The sequence below is a fragment of the Nonomuraea dietziae genome, assembly GCF_014195505.1.
GTDB lineage: Bacteria > Actinomycetota > Actinomycetes > Streptosporangiales > Streptosporangiaceae > Nonomuraea > Nonomuraea roseola.
Window position 1 is genome coordinate 728,439 of the sequence record NZ_JACIBV010000001.1, and the last position, 16,869, is coordinate 745,307.

Below are 16,869 nucleotides of genomic sequence, written 5' to 3' on the forward strand. Positions count from 1 at the left end.
ATCCGCCCTGCTGCCGGGCCACGTTGAGCGGGCCGGTGTCTCACTCCTTCGCGATCGCCTCGCGTACGGCCGGGACGATCTCCCTGGCCCAGCGGGCCAGGAGGGTGAGGTCGGGGGCGCCGTGACCGGGGGAGAAGAGCGTGAAGCCCGATGCGCCGTGCTCCAGCACCGCCTCGGTCAGCTCCTCGACCCACTGGGCGACGGAGCCGCCGAGCCAGCGGCCGTCGCGGTCGCGGGTGGCGGCGAGCGGCTGGTCGGTGACGCGTCCGGGGAAGTTGAAGATCGTACGGATCTCGCTCGGGTCGCGGCCGACGGCCGCCGCCGCCTCGTCGATGACCGGCCGCGAGGCCCGGTAGCGCTCGCTGAGCCAGTCGGCCGCGTGGCCGGGGATCCAGCCGTCGGCCACCCGGCCGGTGGCGGCCAGGGATTTCGGGCCGACCGACCCGGTCCAGACGGGAGGCGCGGCCACTGGAGCGGGTTCGATCTGGTTCACCTGGTAGTGGCGGCCCTGGTAGGTGACCGAAGGGCCGCCACCCGACAGCAGCTTGACCAGGACGATCGCCTCCTCGAAGGCGTCCACGGCCGCGCCCGGCGACAACCGAGGCACCCCCATGTCGGCGATGCGGTCCCACAGCCCGCCCGCGCCCATGCCCAGCACGATCCTGCCGCCCGACAGCGCCGACAACGACGTCACCATTCTGGCCAACATGGGAGCGGGCCTGGTCGGCAGGTTGGTGACGTTGGCGAAACCGGCGATGTGCTGGGTACGCCCGAGAACGAAGCCGAGGGCGGCGTAGGCGTCCAGACCTCGGCCGATGTAGGGATGGTCCGACAGGGTGAAGATGTCGAGGCCGTCCTGGTCGGCCTGCTGGGCCATGCGCAGCAGGTCGGGTATGTCCTCGATACCGGAATGCGCGCCAAAACCGAAAACAACGTCATGTGCGGACAATGCTCTGCCTTTCTGTGCAGATGGAAATGTTCACCGGGCGGCTGGCCGTACGCCCTCGTCAAAGGTGACCGCCGATGGCCGCGCACACCTTCTCGTACGCCTCGAGCCGGGTGTGGTCCATGTCAGGCGGCGCCGAACTGCTCGGTGAAGCGGCCGGTGAACAGGTCGGCTCCCTTGTACGCCGAGACGGTCTCGGCCGGGACGACGGCCGGGCCGTCAGGAGTGGGCAGCTGACCGACACCCCCACGCGGGCCGAGGGGCAGCAGGATCATGGGGTGAGGCAGCGGCTGGTAGGTGGCCGACGGCTGCTCGCCGCGCAGCTGGGCGATGATGTTCTGGGCCACCACCTCCGCGTGCTGCATCGCGTACCCGGCCATCTTCGTCTCGGCCACGTCGGTGAGGTCGCCGATGGCGTAGACGTGGTCGTACCCGTGAACGTTGAGGGTCTCGGTGACGGGCACCTGCCCCTGCGGCGTACGGGTCGTCAGCCCGCCGTCGGCCAGGTAGTCGCTGTTGACGCGCACGCCGTGCGCGCGGAACCAGATGTCGGCGGTGATCTCCTCCCCGCCGGTCGTGGCGACGGCGAAGGTCGCCGCCTGGCCCGGCTCGGTCGCGGGAGGCGTGGTGAGGCCGGTGCCCAGCCGCAGGTGGATGCCCAGCTCGTCGAGCTGGCGGTGCAGGTCCTCGCGCATCTCCGCGGGGAAGGCGGCCAGCAGTCGCTCGGCCGGGTCGACGATGGTCACGTGCTTGTGCGGCCAGACCTCCTTGATCTCCCCGGCCAGCTCCAGGCCGACAGGCCCGGCGCCGAGGATCAGCACCCGCTCGGAACCGGCCAGTTCCTTGTGGGTCCTGAGCAGGTCGTCCAGGACCTCGTCCCTGGAGTCAGAGGTGGGCTTGGCGGGGTAGGCGTAGCTGGAGCCGGTGGCCAGAACCAGGTAGTCGGCCTCGACCCGACGGCCCGAGGCCAGGGTGACGCCGCCGGGGTCCACCGATACCGCGCGGTCGCGCACCACCGTGCCGCGCCTGAGCCACTGGTCGTAGGGGTAGAACATGTTGGCCGCCCAGTCGGGCTGGGTCAGCGCCCGCAGCGAGCCTGCCGAGTTGACGAACGCGTCGCGGGGATCGATGAGGACGACGTCGGCCTCAGGGTCCAGCGCCTTGGCGACCGCGGAGCCACCGTAACCTCCGCCGACGATCACGACTGTACGACTCATGATTCACGCTCCAACACGAAAGGGGTTGAGTTCGTGCTACGAACAATATTAGTTCGTGGCACGAACTGCAACTCCTTCTCGAGTTCAGCGCGTGGGGCCTGGTTCCAGGAAAACGGTGGGAACCTTGTTGTCCATGACGACGCGGCCGAGCAGGGCGGCCAGTGTCTCTCGTTCCTCGGCGGCGAATCCCGAGGTCAGCTCCTCGATGCGGCGGCAGGTCTCGGTGTAGAACTCGTCGGCGAGCTTGGCGCCCTGCCTGGTGAGCGCCACCCTCACCGCGCGGGAATCCTCGGGATCCGGCTTGCGCTGGACCAGGCCGTTGCGCTCACTGCGGTCGACCAGGCCGGTCAGGCTCGACTTGGCCAGACGGAGCACCGCCCCGAGCTCGCTCATGCCGTACGGCTGCGCCATCAGGACACACAGCAACTGGCCCTGCTGCTGGGTGAGGCCGTACTCGCGGGCGGAATCTGCGTACACGGCATTCACCAGGAACGTGGACCGCACCAGCGCCGCCACCGTCCCGATCTGGCCGTCAACTTGCTTGCTCACCGCCCCAGAGTAACAAAATTCGTGGGACGAACTACTGCCCTCTACGGGTACGTTCAGCGGCCGCGCGCGGCGGCGACCACCGCCGGCACGATGGCCAGTGCCAGAACTCCACCACCGATGGCCAGGAGAGGGTAGCCCGCCGCGGCCACCACGAGTCCCGAGGCCACGCCGCCTGCGGCGCCCGCGATGGCGATGGAGACGTCGACCAGGCCCTGGGTTCTGGCGCGGGTGGCCGGCGGGACGGCGTCGGTGATGATCGCGGTGCCGGTGACCAGGCCGAGGTTCCAGCCCAGGCCCAGTAGTGCGAGGGCCGCCGCGAACAGGGTGACGGAGTGGCCGGGGGCGTTGGCGGCCACGATTCCGGCGGCCAGCAGGGCCAGCGCGGAGGCGGCGGCGATCGTGAGGCGGCCGTAGCGGTCGACGAGCCAGCCGGCCAGAGGCGAGGGCAGGTACATCGCGCCGATGTGGATGGCGATGACCAGGCCGGAGACGGCGGTGCCGTGGCCGTGGTCGTGCAGGTGGACGGGTGTCATCGTCATGATCGCGACCATGACCAGCTGGGTGAGCGCCATGACCAGCGTGCCGACCAGCACGCCGGAGCGGCGTCCTTCGACCGCCGGGTACGGCCGGCCGCCGGCGTAGGCCGCCTGCGCGTACGCCGCGGCGGCGCGTTCGGCCTCCAGGGTGCGGGCCAGCAGCAGCGGGTCGGGGCGCAGCCAGACGGCCAGGATCAAGGCGGCTATGGCGTAGGCGGCGCCGGCGAGAAGGAACGGCCCGGCCAGGTGGGGGATGCCGAGGCTATGAGCGAGGTCGCCGGTGGGTGCGGCGAGGTTGGGGCCGACCACGCCGCCCAGGGTCGTGGCGACCAGCACGGTGGACACGGCGCGGGCGCGGTGCGCGGGGGCGGCCAGATCCGCCCCGGCGTAGCGGGCCTGCAGGTTGGTGGCCGTGCCGGCGCCGTAGACGAACAGCGCGAGGAACAGCAGGACGGCGTCGCCTGCGACGGCGGCGGCGATGACGCCCGCGCTGCCGACCGCACCGGCCAGATACCCGGCGGCAAGGCCGGGGCGGCGGCCGCGGGCCTGGGAGATCTGCCCGACGGCGATGGCCGCCAGCGCGGAACCGGCGGTGCCCACGGCGCTGGGCAGACCGGCAAGGCTGGTGGAGCCGAGCATGTCCTGTGCGAGCAGGGCGCCGACCGTCACGCCGGCCGCCAGCCCGGCGCCACTGAGGACCTGGGCTGCGACCAGGACGATCAGGATGCGGCGCTGCGCCTGGGGGTGCGGGCGGTCCTCGATCGGGGCACGCGCGGTATTCGTCACAAGAGCGTTCTTTCGATAGGCGTGGCCCGGCCGGACGGGGGCTCACGGGTGAGGTCGGCGGCAGGCCGAGCCGACGGGCCCCGCCGAGGTATCGGTCGGGGTCCGGCTGCCCGGCCGCGTGGTCAGCCCCTGTCACCCAGGTCCAGGCGGTCGATCAGCCCGGCGTCGGTGAAAGCGGCCACCAGTTCCTCACGGCCCTCGGTGAAGTGCGCCCAGCTGTCGTAGTGGACGGGAACCACCCGGCGGGCGCCGAGGATCCTGCAGGCCTCGGCGGCCTGCGCGCTGTCGAGGACGATCAGCGCGCCGTCGAAGAGGACGGTGAAGCGGGGAGCTCCGGCGAAGAGGATGGCGGTGTCCACGGGGCCGAAGCGCTCGGCGATCTGCTCGACCAGGTCGAGCGAGGCGTTGTCGCCGCTGACGTAGACCGTGGGTAGGCCCTCCCCGGTCAGGACGAATCCGACGACCTGGCCGGTGAGCGGTTCGACCTCCTCGCGTGCGCCGGGCCCGTGGACGGCGGGCACACCCGTGACGGTGATCGTGCCGCCGCCGGGGCGGTCCAGCTCGATCGATTCCCAGTCGGCCAGCCCCTTGGCGCCCTTCCCCAGGCGCTGCCCGCCCCCGGGGGTGGTGAGGGTGAGCGGGACGTCGGCGAGCAGCGCTCGGCCTGCGTGGTCGAGGTTGTCGGGGTGCTCGTCGTGGGAGAGCAGGACCACGTCGATACGGCCGAGTCCGGCCGGTACGGCGGAGGAGGGGGCGGTCTTGGTGAGCCGGCCGCCCGGCACCTGGTAGTCGCCGGGAGCGTCGAAGGTCGGGTCGGTCAGGAAGCGCAGGCCACCGTACTCGAAGAGGGCGGTCGGACCGCCGAAGACGCGGACGGGGAACTGCTCAGTGGTCGTGCCGGTACTGGCCATATAAGAACACCTCACGGATGAGAAGCGGTTTATCCGTGAAGGACGGTACCGGTCTCTCACGGATGGATGCAAGCCGTACCATGAGGGTTATGAGCGAGACCCTGACCGCCGAGTCGGTGCTGCCGCCCGCGCCGGGGGCGGAGGACTACCTGGCCCTCGACTTCGTCAACAGCGCCATCGCGCTGCCCGGTGGGCAGTTCATCGATCTGCTCGGCACCCCCGGAGCGACGAACCAGTGGCTCACCGAACGCGGCCTCGCTCCGGCCGATGCCGGGGTGCAGGAGATGTGCACGACGCAGCTGCGTTCGCTGCGCGAACATCTCAGGGGGTTGTTCGCCGCCCGTGTGGCCGGGGTGCCCGCCTTGCCCGCGGCTCTGTCCGCCGTCAACGACGCGATGAGCAGGGCGCCCACGGCCGCCCTGCTGCAATGGGACGAGAAGAAGGGCCCCTACCGCGCGACGCCGTGCCCCACCACCGAGATCCTCGACCGCGCTCTCGCGACCCTCGCGGCCAACACGGCCGACCTTCTCACCAGCCCCGACGCCGACCGCCTCACCACCTGCGGTTCCACCCCCTGCAACCGCTACCTGCTGCGCCACGGCCGCCGCCACTGGTGCTCCATCCGCTGCGGCGACCGCGCCCGCGCCGCCCGCGCCTACGCCCGACGCACCCAGTCGAAGCCAGACTGACGAACCCCCCGGGCGCGACGGGGCACCTTCATGCCCGGACGGCACGGCGACGCACAGGCATGCCGGACGCCGGTGCGCCATCGCGCCGTCGAGACGGAACTCGTCGTCAACCAGACGAGATGTCGCTCTCTTCGAGTAGGTGTCTCTCATCCTCCGTTCTTCCCATGAACGTCATTGTTTGCCTGGCTGATCAGGGATGCCGAACAATCTCTCCGTCACGATCCTGGTGCCACAGGCCTCGGGGGAAGCGGTCAAGGGGACCACTTGCCGCCGGGGATCGGGAAGACAGGACGGGGTCTGGCATGAAACGCATGAAGAAGCTCGGTGTGGCGCTCGCCGCCGCTACGTTCGTCCCGTTGGGGTCGCTGGCCATGCCCGCGCCGGCGCAGGCGGCCGCCGCTCACCTGGAGATGCAGTGTTACTCCGGCGGGTATCGCGGGAGCCTGCGGGTGTACTACAACAGCACCTCCACGCACGACATCTTCAACCGGCTCAACTGGTACAGCTCCGGCCTGGCCCAGGGCCCGAACAACAAGGTCGAGATCAAGATCTTCAAGGACCTGTCGTGGAAACCGGATCAGGCCGTCAAGACCTGGAAGATGAAGACCCGTAAGGGCTCGGGAGGACGCAGCGTCAACGTCGCCGTCAATCGGAGGGACCGGATCTACGTGACCTTCACATTCACCTTCGACAAGCGCAAGGGGACCATCGACGGCAGCTGCTATCGCCGCAGCCGTACCATCTGACGGATTGTCAGCGGCACGCCAGGGCGGCCCAGTCGCTCGGAACGACGAGAGTGCCTGGGCCCAGGGCTCGGCCACCGATCCCACGCATGTGCCAGTTAGGCCTTCGAGGAGGCCGAGTGTGTGAGTGGTCCGTGATGGGGGCGTCCAGAGCTGTCCGATTCTCACGATGTGCCGTTCGCGTGCGACCGGTGAGGGCCGGGCGGCCGATCAGGTGCGGTGGAAGGCGTGGCGGTAGGCCGCGGGGGCGACGCCTCGGCGCGCGGCGAAGTGGTGGCGCAGGGTGTCGGCGCCGCCGAACCCGGCCCGCACGGCCACGGCTTCCACGCTCAGGTCGGTGGTCTCCAGTAGTTCCTCGGCGAGCTGGAGCCGCCGTTCGAGCAGCCACCGGTGCGGTGTCGTCCCCGTCAGCGCCTTGAACCGCCTGGCGAACGTCCGCGGCGACATCGCCGCGCGCGCCGCGAGCAGCTGCACCGTCAGCGGCCGGTCGAGGTGCTCAAGAATCCAGTCGAGCAGCTCCGACAGCTCGTACGGTGTGCGTGGCGGCGGCATGGGCGCCTCCACGTACTGGGCCTGCCCGCCGGAGCGGTGGGCAGGCACGACCAGACGCCTGGCCAAGGCGTTGGCTGTGGCGGCGCCGTACTCCAGGCGAATGAGATGCAGGCAGGCATCGATTCCAGCCGCCGCCCCGGCACTGCTGAGCACCGGGCCGTCCTCGACGTACAGGATGTTCGGATCGACCCGGACGCGGGGGTGGCGCCGGGAGAGCAGTCCGGCGAACTGCCAGTGAGTGGTGGCACACCGGCCATCGAGAAGCCCGGCGGCGGCCGGCAGGAAGGCGCCTGTGCAGACGGTCAGCACCCGGGCGCCGCGCCCGGCGGCCTCTCGCAGGGCCGCCAGCAGGGGCTCAGGGACGGGCGCGTCGAGCTGCGGCCAGGCGGGAACGGCCACGAGGTCCGCGCCCGCGATGCGGTCCAGCCCGTGCTCGACCTGGACGGAGAACCCCGAGGTCGTCGGGATCGCGCCCGGCCGCGGCGCGCAGACCGCGAAGGTGTGGACGGGCAGCCCGTCGTCGGCACGATCCAGGCCGAACACCTGGCAGACGATCCCGAGCTCGAACGTGGCGACTCGGTCTCCGACCACGGCCACGACGTCGCGGATCACGACATCGAGTATGGCAGGAAGTTCCCGTACTTGGGCATTGCTGCCACTCCCGCCAGGCCTCCTGCCGATACGAGGCTTGAGGGCATGACATCGAACACTCACCGCAGCGCCGCGCGAGCGTTCCCCCTGCCTGGTCGGGGACGCTCCGCGGTCGCTGTTCCGGCGCCCGGTCCCGGGCCGCAACGCTGGGCGGGCGCGCCGAGCGCCGCGCTCGACGCCGACGGCACGTTCGTCCTGGCCTACCGTGTACGGGACGGCGAGGACCACAACGTCGTGGCCCGCTCCGCCGACGGCGAGCGCTTCACCACGGTCGCCCTCCTGCCACGCCACCGCTTCGGCGCCGCGATGGTGGAGCGACCCGCCCTGGTGCGCACGTCATCCGACCGCTGGCGGCTGTACGTCAGCTGCGCCACGCCGGGGACCAAGCACTGGTGGATCGGAGTCGTCGAGGCCGCATCCCCTGAGGGGCTGGCGGAGGCGGACGTCCGGCCGGTCTTCGAGGGCGACGCGCGTACCGGGGTCAAGGACCCGGTGATCCGGTACGACGGCCGGAAGTGGCGGGCGTGGATCTGCTGCCACCCACTGGACGTGCCGGGCGAGGAGGACCGCATGACCACCGCATACGCCACCAGCCAAGACGGGCTGCGTTGGCAGTGGTTCGGCACCGTTCTCACCGGCCGGCCCGGCTCCTGGGACGCCCGCGGCGCCCGCCTGACGAGCGTCCTGCCGGACGGCCGCGCCTGCTACGACGGCCGCGCCTCGGCGGCTGAGAACTGGCGCGAACGCACCGGCCTAGCGGCGCCACGGAGCCTCGACGACTCGCCGCTGCTGACACCGGTCGCCGGCTCACCCGTCGCGGACGTCCGCTACCTCGACGTGCTCCCCCTCCCGAACGGTGGCCACCGGCTGTTCTACGAGGCCCGTCTACCGGACGACAGCCATGAGCTACGCACCGAACTGGTGACCCACGCCGCGAGACCGCCGTCGCTCGACGGCACCTCGACGGCTCCTCGACCGTGACGGGCATCCTGCCGGCCTCCTGCATAGACACTGTCTACGCGGCGATGGTAGACAGTGTCTATGCAGGAGGATGACGAAGGGCTGCGTGCCCGCCTGATCAAGGTCGGCGTGGAGTTGGTGACCCGCGAGGGGACGCAGGCGCTGTCACTGCGTGAGATCGCCCGGCGGGCCGGAGTCTCACACGGCGCACCGCGCCGTTACTTCCCCACCCACCTCGAACTGCTGTCCGCCATCGCCCGCGAGGGCTTCGCGGCCCTGGGCGCCGAGGTCGCCCGGGCACTGGGCGACGGCCGGGCGGATCCGCGTGCGCAGTTGACGACGCTGGGCCGGGCCTATCTCGGCTTCGCGCTGGCCAACCGCGGCATGTACGAGCTGATGTTCCGCCACGACCTGCTCGAGAGCAACCATCTGGGCCTGCGGGAAGCCAGCCTGCCGCTGTTCCACGTCGTGACGGATCTGCTGATCCGGGCAGGCCTGCGGCCGGGCGTGGACCCGCGGATCGCCGCGGGCGTGTTGTGGGCGAACGCGCACGGCCTCGCCCAGCTGTGGGGGTGGGGCAGCCTGCAGCTGACCACCGGATCGGCTGAGCTCGAACCGCTGTTGCGGGCCACTCTGGAGGCGCACCTCGGGCCGGAACCGCGGTGAGGCCGGGACGCCAGCGCCACCTCACGCTGACCTGCAGCGTCACCGGGGCGGTCATCGTCGCCCTCGACGGAACCGTGCTCACCATCACGCAGCCCGCCCTGCAACGAGACCTGCACGCCTCCTTCGCGCAGGTCCAGTGGACCAGCACCGGCTACCTCATCGCCGTGGCCGCCCTGCTCGTCCTCGCCGGCAGGGTCGGCGACCGCTACGGTCACCGGGAGGTCTTCGCCGCCGGGACCCTGGGCTTCGCCGCCACCTCGGCGGCGATCGCGCTGGCGCCCGACATCGGCTGGGTCATCGGCCTGCGCGTCGCCCAAGGCATTTTCGGCGCGCTGCTGCAACCGGCCACGCTCGGGATGCTGCGCGCCGCGTTCCCTGCCGACCGGCTCCCGATGGCCATCGCCGCGCGCAGCAGCGCCATCGGCCTGGCGGCCGCCGCCGGCCCGCTCGTCGGCGGCGCGCTGACCGCCCACTTCGGCTGGCGCTCGGTGTTCCTCCTGAACGTGGCTCCCGCGCTCGCGATCGGCGTAGCCGCTCTGGCCGTCCGTGTGCCGGCGCCGCGCAGCACCGGCGCCGGCACCGGCACCGGCACCAAGGCTGGTGGCCGCACGGCCCGGCTCGGCCTGACCGGCGCCTGCCTGCTGGCCTCGGCCCTGGCGTGCCTCGTCCACACCCTGGTGGAGTTACCGCGTACGGGATGGACCGTGGGCACCGCGCTCGGACTGACCGCGGCCGTCGCGGCGGGCGGCGCGTTCGTCCAGCACCAGCGGGTCGCCGCCCACCCGCTGATACCCCGGCAGGTGCTCGCGTCGCGGCCGCTGACCGCAGCGCTGGCTGTCCTGCTGGCGGCCTCCGCGGCGATGTTCGGGGCGCTGTTCGTCGGCAGCTACTTCCTGCAGGAGGTGCTGGCGCTGGACCCGCTGCAGAGCGGGCTGCGCGTGCTGCCGCTGGCGGTGATGATGGTGGTCGCCGCGCCGGTCACCGCCGTGCTCCTGCGTCGTCAAGGTCCCCGCCGGACAGCCCTGACGGCGTTGGCCCTGGTCAGCTCGGGAATGGTGCTGCTGGCCGGCGCGGACAGGTCGGCGGCCTCACCGGCGATGGCAGGGGCGTTCCTCCTGCTGGGCGCCGGCTTCGGCACGGTGATGGTCACGGCGACGGCCGTCGTCGTGCAGCAGGCGTCCACCGACGACGTGGGGGTGTCCGGCGGGCTGAAGCAGACCATCGTGAACATCGGCCCGGCGCTGGGCATCGCCCTGGCCACCACGTCGATCACGCTCATCGCGCCCGGCCTGGCCGGTGACGGGGCATCGCGGTGGACAGCCGCGGCCTTCGGCGGCGCGATGGGGCCCACGCTGCTGCTTCTCGCGGGCGTCGCCGCGCTCGGCGTACCGGCGGCCCTGAGGCTGCCCTCGCGCGCCGCCGCCGACCCGGTATCGCGCACATGAGGGAGAGCCTGCGGTCACTCCCCGGCTGCTTCGAGGAAGATCTGCGCCAGTTCGCGCGGCTGGGAGAACATCGGCCAGTGGCCGGTGTCCATCTCGACCAGCCGCCAGTGCTTACCGGTCAGCAGCGTGGCCACGTCGTCGCTGAGCTCGGCTCCGGCGAGCAGACAGTGGATGTACGTGGCAGGAAGTTCGTCAAGTGGCCGTGCCAGCACGGCGGGCTCGGTCAGGGTGGCGCCCGGGTGCGGCGTCGAGCCACCCACGATCCGGGCGATCTGCTTGTCGGTGAGGCCCTGGCCGTCGTAGTGGGCCGCGGGCACGAGCGGCCAAAACCCTCCGTTGTCGGCGATCGACGCCTTCACCATCGCCCCACCGTCCGGCCAGGCGGAGACGAACGCCTCGCCATCGGCCGGCACGCTGGAATCGACGAAGATCACGTGGGCCAGCCGGTCACCGATCCGCTCTGCGGCCTGACCGACCGGGATGCCCGAGTAGCTGTGACCCACCAGGACGACGTCGCGCAGATCCTGGCCTTCGACCTCGTCGACTATGTCCTGGACGTGGATCTGCTGCCCAGCCGGCACACCCCGCCTGTCGGCAATACCGGACAGCGTCACCGGGTGGGCGCCCTGGCCGGCCGCGCGCAGATACGGCACCACCTCGTCCCACGCCCACGCCCCGAGCCGCGCGCCTGCGACCAGTACGAAATTCGCCATGGCTGCACCGTAACGGAGCAGCCTGACAACCGCCCGCTCGCGTAGGGGAGCTGGCGCGCGTCGTTCGGCGCGCTTGGGCGCCTCCCCGTATGGAGCGGCCGGCGGCGGCCCGCAGAAGGTGACAACCGTCAGGATGACACTCCGTAGCGGCTGGCGATCGCGGCGGCGCGGGTGCGCAGGGAGTCGCGCAACCACTGCGGGGTCAGGGCCTCCGCGCTCGTGGCCAGCTGCCACAGCGCCCATTCGGCGTGTCTCGGATCTTGGAAGGTCACCTCCAGCCGCAGCCAGCCGTCGGCGTCGACTTCTTCGGCAAGGACGGCCAGCGCGGTGCCCACCAGGTCCTCCCGCCGCTTGGGGTGCACCCGTACCAGCACGGTGACCTGGTCGCCGCCGGTCCGGAACCGCGTGCTGCGTTCCTGCCAGGCTCGGTCCAGATTGACCCGGTCTGGTCGTTGTGCGGGTTCGGCGAGTTCCTTGGCGGCCACGATCCTGGACAGCCGGTAGGTGCGGTCCGCGCCGGACCTCGTTGCCAGCAGATACCCCCGGTCGCGTACGGTGACCAGCCCGATCGGGTCCACCGTGCGCCACTTCGGGCCCTGGTCCACGGCCGCGTAGTGAATCTGCAGTTTGTGTCCGGCGAACACCGCGCGCAGGACCTCGGCCACTATGGCGTCAGGCACCTCCTCATCGACCAGCCGACGCGAGAGGAGGTCGGTCTCCGGGTCGATGAGCAATCGCTCGGCCGCCCCGGCCGCGGTGTCCCGATAGCTTTCGGGTAGCGCGTCAACCACCTTGAGCATCGCCGAAGCGAGCGCCGAGCCGAGGCCGAAGGCCTGCGCGCCGCGCCGCGATCCGGCGACCAGCAGGGCAAGAGCCTCGTCGTGATTCAGCCCGGTGAGCTCGGTCCGGAAACCGGGCAACAACGCGAAACCGCCGTGCCGGCCGCGTTCGGCGTAGACAGGGACGCCCGCTGCGGACAGCGCCTCGATGTCGCGCAGCACCGTGCGCGTGGAGACCTCCAGCTCGCGGGCCAGCGCGGCCGCGGACAGCCGACCGTGCTGGCGCAGCAGCAGCACCAGCGACACCAACCGGTCGGCGCGCATACGAAAACTCTACCGAAATACACGACACAGGATGTCGTGATTTGTTGGGAGGCTCATCAACGACCAGAAGATGACGGCTACCGAGCCGATCGACATAGCTGATGTCGACATATCGAATGGAGCTGATGTGGCAATGGAGCGAACAGCGGTCAACCCGTGGGCATGGTCGGTGGAGATGGGCTACAACCAGGGTGAGGTCGTCTCCGGGCACACCCGGACCCTGTACTGCGCCGGGCAGACGGCGATGAGCGGCGACGGCAAGCCCCAGCATACCGAGGACATGGCGGCGCAGTTGGCGCTGAGCCTCGACAACCTGGAGGCCGTGCTCGGCGAGGCCGGCATGACCCTCGCGAACCTCGTCCGGCTCAACGTCTACACCACCGACGTCGATCGGCTTTTCCAGCACTACGGCGTGCTGGCGTCGAGGTTGGGCGCCGCCGGGGTGGCGCCGTCCACCACGATGCTCGGGGTGACACGGCTGGCGATCCCCGACCTGATGGTCGAGCTCGAGGGGACCGCCGTCGCGTGATGTGACCTCGCCGCCTCCGGCAGGGCTGCCGGAGGCGGCACGAGTAGGAGGCAGGTGGGTGATGTCGGTGCTCAGAATGGTGACAATCGGCGTCTATGGCTTCGGCGGCGAGTCCTTCCTGCAACGACTGCGGCAGGCGGACGTCCGTCTGCTGCTCGACGTACGCCAGCGCCGCGGGGTCCGCGGACCCGAGTACGCCTGGGCGAACGCGGGTCGGCTGCAGGCGGCCCTCGCCGGTGCCGGGATCGCCTACGAGCACCACCGTGAGCTCGCTCCGACCACCGAGTTGCGCCAACTCCAATACGCCGAGGATGACCGGCAAGGGGTCGGCAAGCGCTCGCGCCGCGAACTCGCCGCCGGGTACACCCGCCGCTACACCACCGAGATCCTCGACCGCGCCGACCTCACGCCGATCGTGTCGGAGCTGCCAGACAGGGGGACCGCGGCGCTGCTCTGTGTCGAACGCGACCCCGAGGCCTGCCACCGCTCGTTGATCGCCCGGCGGCTGACCGAGCAGCACCACGTCACGATCGAGCACCTGCGCCCGTGGTGACGCGTGCCGCCGCTGCCCCGGCCAGCGTCCAGCCCGAACCAGACACGCGCGCGCCGGTCAACCCAGCTTCTTCATCCTGACAGCCTGTTTGAGGAAGACGACGCCGTCGATGTGGCCGAGCTGGGCCGCATCCAGCGGGAAGTAGGCGAAATCGTGGGAGACGCGCGGGGCGGGCTGCGTGACGGCCTCGGCCAGGCGGCGGGCGTCGAGGAGAGAGTGGTCCCACGGGAGAGTGGACAGCATGCCCTCGACGGTGTCCGGTGCCGGGGCGTCGTCGCCGACCGTGCCGAGGGCCGAGGCCAGGAAGGCGTACCGGTCGCCCAGGTGCGTCGCGGTGATCGCCCCTGCGCTCCACCACTCCAGCTGCTGGTCGCCGAGCGGCATGACGCTCTTGTTCCGCTGCAGGTGAAGGTTGGAGGCGAAGACCAGGGCAGGGCCGTGCTCGGCGACCGCACGCAGGTTGGCGGCCATCATCGCGTCTCGCAGGGCAGACAGCCGGGTCCACCGTTCCGGGGACGCGTCGGCCATCCAGTAGTGGTAGCGGAGCAGACCGGTCGCGGTGCGCCCGTAGAGTGCCGCCCGCTCCCTGTCCTGCGCGCTCAACCGCGGCGCCTGCGTGTCGAGCAGCGCCACCAGGTCGTCGGCGATCAGTCGCAGCCGCTGGGCGTCGGCGGACTGGCCGATCGACTGGGACGGGTCCATGGCCGTGGCCTCGTTCGACCACCGCTCGTCGGGGCCCAGCAGCGTGTCGAGGGTTTCCCTGGTCCAGGGGAGCGGTCCGTCGAGGAGGCCGTGGAGGGCGGTGAGCGCCTCGCGTGGGCTGGCCGCCCAGTACTCCAGTGGGGCGTCGAACCCGAAGAACCGGAGTTTTTCGTCATGCTCCTCGTTGTAGGCCCGCATCCAGCGCACGAGCTCGCGGTTGGCCGGTGACGCGCCGAAGGCGTGGCTGAAGCCGCGCTCCATGACGTCATCGAGCGTGTGCGCGCCCGTCGTGAGGTAGTCGTCCACCAGGAGACCCATGAGACAGTCGCTCTCGATGGCGAACGACCGGTAGCCCTCGTGCTCGACCAGATGCCGGAAGACCTCGTTGCGAATCTCGCCCAGCTCCTCCACGAAGTGCCTGGCCTCGCCCAGGCCGAGCAGCAGGGGCTTGGCGGGCAGCGAACGGAGGAAGGCCGAGACACCCGCGCCGTCGAGCGGCCGGGCCGTGTCCTTGATATCCATGGCTTCAACGCTATCGTTGAACCTTCGGTGTAAACTTTCCCCGGTAAACCCAGTGATCGTCACGATGAACCTTCAATCGGGGATGCATTCATGAGGCCGGTGGACCTGGCGCGCGAGCACGGCCTGTCCACTCAGGCGATCAGGAACTACGAGGACGCCGGCATCCTGCCCCCGGCCGAACGCACCGTCCACGGCTACCGCACCTATACGCCGCTGCACGCGCAGGCCCTGCGCGCCTTCCTCGCCCTGGTGCCCGGGCACGGTCACCAGACGGCCACGTCGATCATGCAGGCGGTCAACCGGGGCGCCACCGAGGACGCGCTGCGGCTCATCGACGAGTGCCACGGCCAGCTCCTCGACGACCGCCGCACCCTGCAGGCCGTCGAAGCCGCGCTCCGCGATCTGGCGCCCGTGCCGCAGGAGCGCGGCGACACCTTCATCGGCCCCCTGGCCAGGAGGCTCGGCATCCGCCCTGCCACCCTGCGCAAATGGGAGAACGCCGGGCTGGTCCGGCCAAGCCGCGATCCGCAGACGGGCTACCGGGTCTACGGCGCGGCCGACGTCCGCGACGTCCGGCTGGTCCACCAGCTCAGGCGGGGCGGCTACCTGCTGGAGCAGATCGCCCCGCTGATCGCTCAGGTCCGCTCCGCCGGAGGCGTCGCCCCGCTGGAGTCGACCCTGCACGACTGGCAGGCCCGCCTGTCCGCCCGGGGCCGCGCCATGCTCAAGGGCGCCGCCGACCTGGACGCCTACCTCTGCGCCCGCCAACCCTGAGGCCGAGCCACGTCCACCCCAGGAAACGGCATGGTTACGGAGGGCAAGGTGACCATCGTCTTCATGCCCGGCCGGCGCTCCTTCCGTGCGCACGGCCCTACCAACCGCCGCTCTTTCGGTCCATGCGACGAAGCGGCGCGGGGCTCAAGCCCAGCACAATCCGAGGCGACAGCGCCGTTGTGAAGGAGAACGCCCCGTGAGCACGTCTCTCGATGTCCGCCAGATGGTCCGCGACCTGGAAAGGCTCGTCACCTGCGAGTCGCCTTCGCACGACGTCAAGGCCACGATGCGCTGCGCCGACGTCCTCACCGAGATCGCCTGGCGCATCACGGGGCGGCGGCCCGAGGTGGTGAGCAGGCAGGACAGGCCGCATCTGCTGTGGCGGTTCGGCGGCAGGACCACGGTGCTGCTGGTCGGGCATCTGGACACGGTGTGGCCGCTCGGCACGCTCGACCGCTGGCCGTTCGAGGTCGACGGCGATCTGGCCACCGGGCCCGGCAGCTTCGACATGAAGGCGGGGCTCGTCCAGGCGCTGCACGCGGTCTCCACGCTGACCGACCTGGACGGCGTCACGCTGCTGGTGACCACCGACGAGGAGCTGGGCTCGCCGACCTCGCGCGCCTGGATCGAGGAGCAGGCCCGCGGCGCCAGGGCGGCGTTCGTCCTGGAGGCCAGCGCGGACGGCGCGCTGAAGGTCCAGCGCAAGGGCGTCTCGCTCTACGAGGTGATCGTCGGAGGAAGAGCCGCCCACGCGGGGCTGGAGCCGCACAAGGGGGTCAACGCCGCGGTGGAGCTGGCCCACCAGATCCTCGCTGTCCAGGCGTTCGAGCGGGACGGCACCACGGTCACTCCGACGGTGCTCAGCGGCGGGACGACCACGAACACCGTGCCCGCCCACGCCGGGTTCACCGTGGATGTCAGGGCCGAGACCGTCGCCGAGCAGGCGCGGGTGGACGCGGCCTTCGGCGCCCTGCGAGCGCACCTTCCCGGGGCGTCGGTCGAGGTGAAGGGCGGGCCGAACCGGCCGCCGCTGGAGAGCTCCAGCTCCGCGGAGCTGTTCGCCAGGGCCGTACGGCTGGCACGTCAGCTCGGCCTGCCCGAGCTGCGGGGCGTCGCGGTCGGCGGCGGCTCCGACGGCAACTTCACCGCCGGCGTCGGCGTGCCCACCCTGGACGGCATGGGCGCGGTGGGAGACCACGCCCATGCCGAGGGCGAGTACATCGTGATCTCGGCCATGGCCGAGCGCGCCGCCCTGCTGGCCGCCCTGATCGACGACGTCCGCGCGGGCTGAGCCCGGCCGATCGCGGGTTCTCGGGGGCGCC

The 16,869-nt window shown here is 71.1% G+C and carries 18 protein-coding genes; 9 read left to right on the forward strand and 9 right to left on the reverse strand.

From position 1 onward, the window contains the following. Positions 1-40: 40 nt before the first annotated feature. From FHR33_RS03750 to FHR33_RS03770, 5 genes are all read right to left on the reverse strand, one after another. Positions 41-949, reverse strand: coding sequence for an LLM class flavin-dependent oxidoreductase (locus tag FHR33_RS03750; RefSeq protein WP_183643519.1), 909 nt, complete (start codon positions 947-949; stop codon positions 41-43). Between the two features lie 122 nt (positions 950-1,071). Next, the gene (locus FHR33_RS03755; RefSeq protein WP_183643523.1) at positions 1,072-2,163 is read right to left on the reverse strand and encodes an NAD(P)/FAD-dependent oxidoreductase; all 1,092 of its coding nucleotides are present in this window, start codon (positions 2,161-2,163) and stop codon (positions 1,072-1,074) included. Positions 2,164-2,247: 84 nt separating this feature from the next. Next, positions 2,248-2,712, reverse strand: coding sequence for a MarR family winged helix-turn-helix transcriptional regulator (locus tag FHR33_RS03760; RefSeq protein WP_183643526.1), 465 nt, complete (start codon positions 2,710-2,712; stop codon positions 2,248-2,250). A gap of 53 nt (positions 2,713-2,765) precedes the next feature. Next, complete coding sequence (locus FHR33_RS03765; protein ID WP_183643529.1) at positions 2,766-4,034, reverse strand: MFS transporter; 1,269 nt, start codon at positions 4,032-4,034, stop codon at positions 2,766-2,768. Between the two features lie 122 nt (positions 4,035-4,156). Further along, positions 4,157-4,945, reverse strand: a complete 789-nt coding sequence (locus FHR33_RS03770) for an MBL fold metallo-hydrolase (RefSeq protein ID WP_183643532.1) — start codon at positions 4,943-4,945, stop codon at positions 4,157-4,159. Between the two features lie 89 nt (positions 4,946-5,034). Between FHR33_RS03770 and FHR33_RS03775 the strand changes: the two genes are divergently transcribed. Both FHR33_RS03775 and FHR33_RS03780 read left to right on the forward strand, forming a co-directional pair. Further along, the gene (locus FHR33_RS03775; protein WP_183643536.1) at positions 5,035-5,634 is read left to right on the forward strand and encodes a CGNR zinc finger domain-containing protein; all 600 of its coding nucleotides are present in this window, start codon (positions 5,035-5,037) and stop codon (positions 5,632-5,634) included. 311 nt (positions 5,635-5,945) lie between these two features. Then, positions 5,946-6,380, forward strand: coding sequence for a hypothetical protein (locus FHR33_RS03780; RefSeq protein WP_183643539.1), 435 nt, complete (start codon positions 5,946-5,948; stop codon positions 6,378-6,380). 207 nt (positions 6,381-6,587) lie between these two features. On the opposite strand, the gene FHR33_RS03785 is transcribed toward FHR33_RS03780, so the two are convergent. Beyond that, positions 6,588-7,538: a helix-turn-helix domain-containing protein gene (locus FHR33_RS03785; RefSeq protein ID WP_417629341.1), complete on the reverse strand. Its 951-nt coding sequence runs from the start codon at positions 7,536-7,538 to the stop codon at positions 6,588-6,590. Between the two features lie 87 nt (positions 7,539-7,625). On the opposite strand from FHR33_RS03785, the gene FHR33_RS03790 reads away from it, so the two are divergent. Genes FHR33_RS03790 through FHR33_RS03800 form a run of 3 tightly spaced genes read left to right on the forward strand, consistent with a single transcriptional unit; the run spans position 7,626 to position 10,651 of the window. After that, complete coding sequence (locus FHR33_RS03790) at positions 7,626-8,561, forward strand: glycoside hydrolase family protein (RefSeq protein ID WP_246451649.1); 936 nt, start codon at positions 7,626-7,628, stop codon at positions 8,559-8,561. Positions 8,562-8,621: 60 nt separating this feature from the next. After that, positions 8,622-9,206 carry a TetR/AcrR family transcriptional regulator gene (locus FHR33_RS03795; RefSeq protein WP_183643545.1) on the forward strand — a complete coding sequence of 195 codons (585 nt, stop codon included), beginning with the start codon at positions 8,622-8,624 and terminating at the stop codon, positions 9,204-9,206. Then, positions 9,203-10,651: an MFS transporter gene (locus tag FHR33_RS03800; protein WP_183643548.1), complete on the forward strand. Its 1,449-nt coding sequence runs from the start codon at positions 9,203-9,205 to the stop codon at positions 10,649-10,651. Before FHR33_RS03795 ends, FHR33_RS03800 begins: the two co-directional genes overlap by 4 nt. A gap of 14 nt (positions 10,652-10,665) precedes the next feature. Here FHR33_RS03800 and FHR33_RS03805 read toward each other — a convergent pair whose 3' ends face one another. Together FHR33_RS03805 and FHR33_RS03810 are read right to left on the reverse strand one after the other, a co-directional pair. Then, entirely contained in the window at positions 10,666-11,364 is a 699-nt protein-coding gene (locus tag FHR33_RS03805) for an alpha/beta fold hydrolase (protein ID WP_183643550.1), read from the reverse strand. A 128-nt stretch (positions 11,365-11,492) separates the two neighbouring features. Next, positions 11,493-12,467 carry a helix-turn-helix transcriptional regulator gene (locus tag FHR33_RS03810; RefSeq protein ID WP_183643553.1) on the reverse strand — a complete coding sequence of 325 codons (975 nt, stop codon included), beginning with the start codon at positions 12,465-12,467 and terminating at the stop codon, positions 11,493-11,495. Between the two features lie 133 nt (positions 12,468-12,600). Here FHR33_RS03810 and FHR33_RS03815 point away from each other — a divergent pair, with 133 nt between their 5' ends. Further along, entirely contained in the window at positions 12,601-12,996 is a 396-nt protein-coding gene (locus FHR33_RS03815; protein WP_183643556.1) for a RidA family protein, read from the forward strand. A gap of 61 nt (positions 12,997-13,057) precedes the next feature. Beyond that, positions 13,058-13,549: a DUF488 domain-containing protein gene (locus tag FHR33_RS03820; RefSeq protein ID WP_221240919.1), complete on the forward strand. Its 492-nt coding sequence runs from the start codon at positions 13,058-13,060 to the stop codon at positions 13,547-13,549. Between the two features lie 57 nt (positions 13,550-13,606). Here the strand turns inward: FHR33_RS03820 and FHR33_RS03825 are convergent, their stop codons facing one another. Continuing rightward, positions 13,607-14,773 (reverse strand): erythromycin esterase family protein, encoded by a 1,167-nt coding sequence (locus tag FHR33_RS03825; RefSeq protein ID WP_183643558.1) that lies wholly within the window; start codon positions 14,771-14,773, stop codon positions 13,607-13,609. A 90-nt stretch (positions 14,774-14,863) separates the two neighbouring features. Here FHR33_RS03825 and FHR33_RS03830 point away from each other — a divergent pair, with 90 nt between their 5' ends. Then, positions 14,864-15,547, forward strand: a complete 684-nt coding sequence (locus FHR33_RS03830; protein ID WP_183643561.1) for a TioE family transcriptional regulator — start codon at positions 14,864-14,866, stop codon at positions 15,545-15,547. 196 nt (positions 15,548-15,743) lie between these two features. Continuing rightward, positions 15,744-16,838 (forward strand): M20 family metallopeptidase, encoded by a 1,095-nt coding sequence (locus tag FHR33_RS03835; RefSeq protein ID WP_312895351.1) that lies wholly within the window; start codon positions 15,744-15,746, stop codon positions 16,836-16,838. Positions 16,839-16,869 lie beyond the last annotated feature (31 nt).

What these genes read in the sequence shown, in the direction of transcription:
- FHR33_RS03755 (WP_183643523.1), bottom strand. Translation starts at nt 2,163, where the DNA reads ATGAGTCGTACAGTCGTGATCGTCGGCGGAGGTTACGGTGGCTCCGCG.
- FHR33_RS03790 (WP_246451649.1), top strand. Translation starts at nt 7,626, where the DNA reads ATGACATCGAACACTCACCGCAGCGCCGCGCGAGCGTTCCCCCTGCCT.
- FHR33_RS03825 (WP_183643558.1), bottom strand. Translation starts at nt 14,773, where the DNA reads ATGGATATCAAGGACACGGCCCGGCCGCTCGACGGCGCGGGTGTCTCG.
- FHR33_RS03775 (WP_183643536.1), top strand. Translation starts at nt 5,035, where the DNA reads ATGAGCGAGACCCTGACCGCCGAGTCGGTGCTGCCGCCCGCGCCGGGG.
- FHR33_RS03780 (WP_183643539.1), top strand. Translation starts at nt 5,946, where the DNA reads ATGAAGAAGCTCGGTGTGGCGCTCGCCGCCGCTACGTTCGTCCCGTTG.
- FHR33_RS03820 (WP_221240919.1), top strand. Translation starts at nt 13,058, where the DNA reads ATGTCGGTGCTCAGAATGGTGACAATCGGCGTCTATGGCTTCGGCGGC.
- FHR33_RS03805 (WP_183643550.1), bottom strand. Translation starts at nt 11,364, where the DNA reads ATGGCGAATTTCGTACTGGTCGCAGGCGCGCGGCTCGGGGCGTGGGCG.
- FHR33_RS03810 (WP_183643553.1), bottom strand. Translation starts at nt 12,467, where the DNA reads ATGCGCGCCGACCGGTTGGTGTCGCTGGTGCTGCTGCTGCGCCAGCAC.
- FHR33_RS03770 (WP_183643532.1), bottom strand. Translation starts at nt 4,945, where the DNA reads ATGGCCAGTACCGGCACGACCACTGAGCAGTTCCCCGTCCGCGTCTTC.
- FHR33_RS03795 (WP_183643545.1), top strand. Translation starts at nt 8,622, where the DNA reads ATGCAGGAGGATGACGAAGGGCTGCGTGCCCGCCTGATCAAGGTCGGC.
- FHR33_RS03830 (WP_183643561.1), top strand. Translation starts at nt 14,864, where the DNA reads ATGAGGCCGGTGGACCTGGCGCGCGAGCACGGCCTGTCCACTCAGGCG.
- FHR33_RS03815 (WP_183643556.1), top strand. Translation starts at nt 12,601, where the DNA reads ATGGAGCGAACAGCGGTCAACCCGTGGGCATGGTCGGTGGAGATGGGC.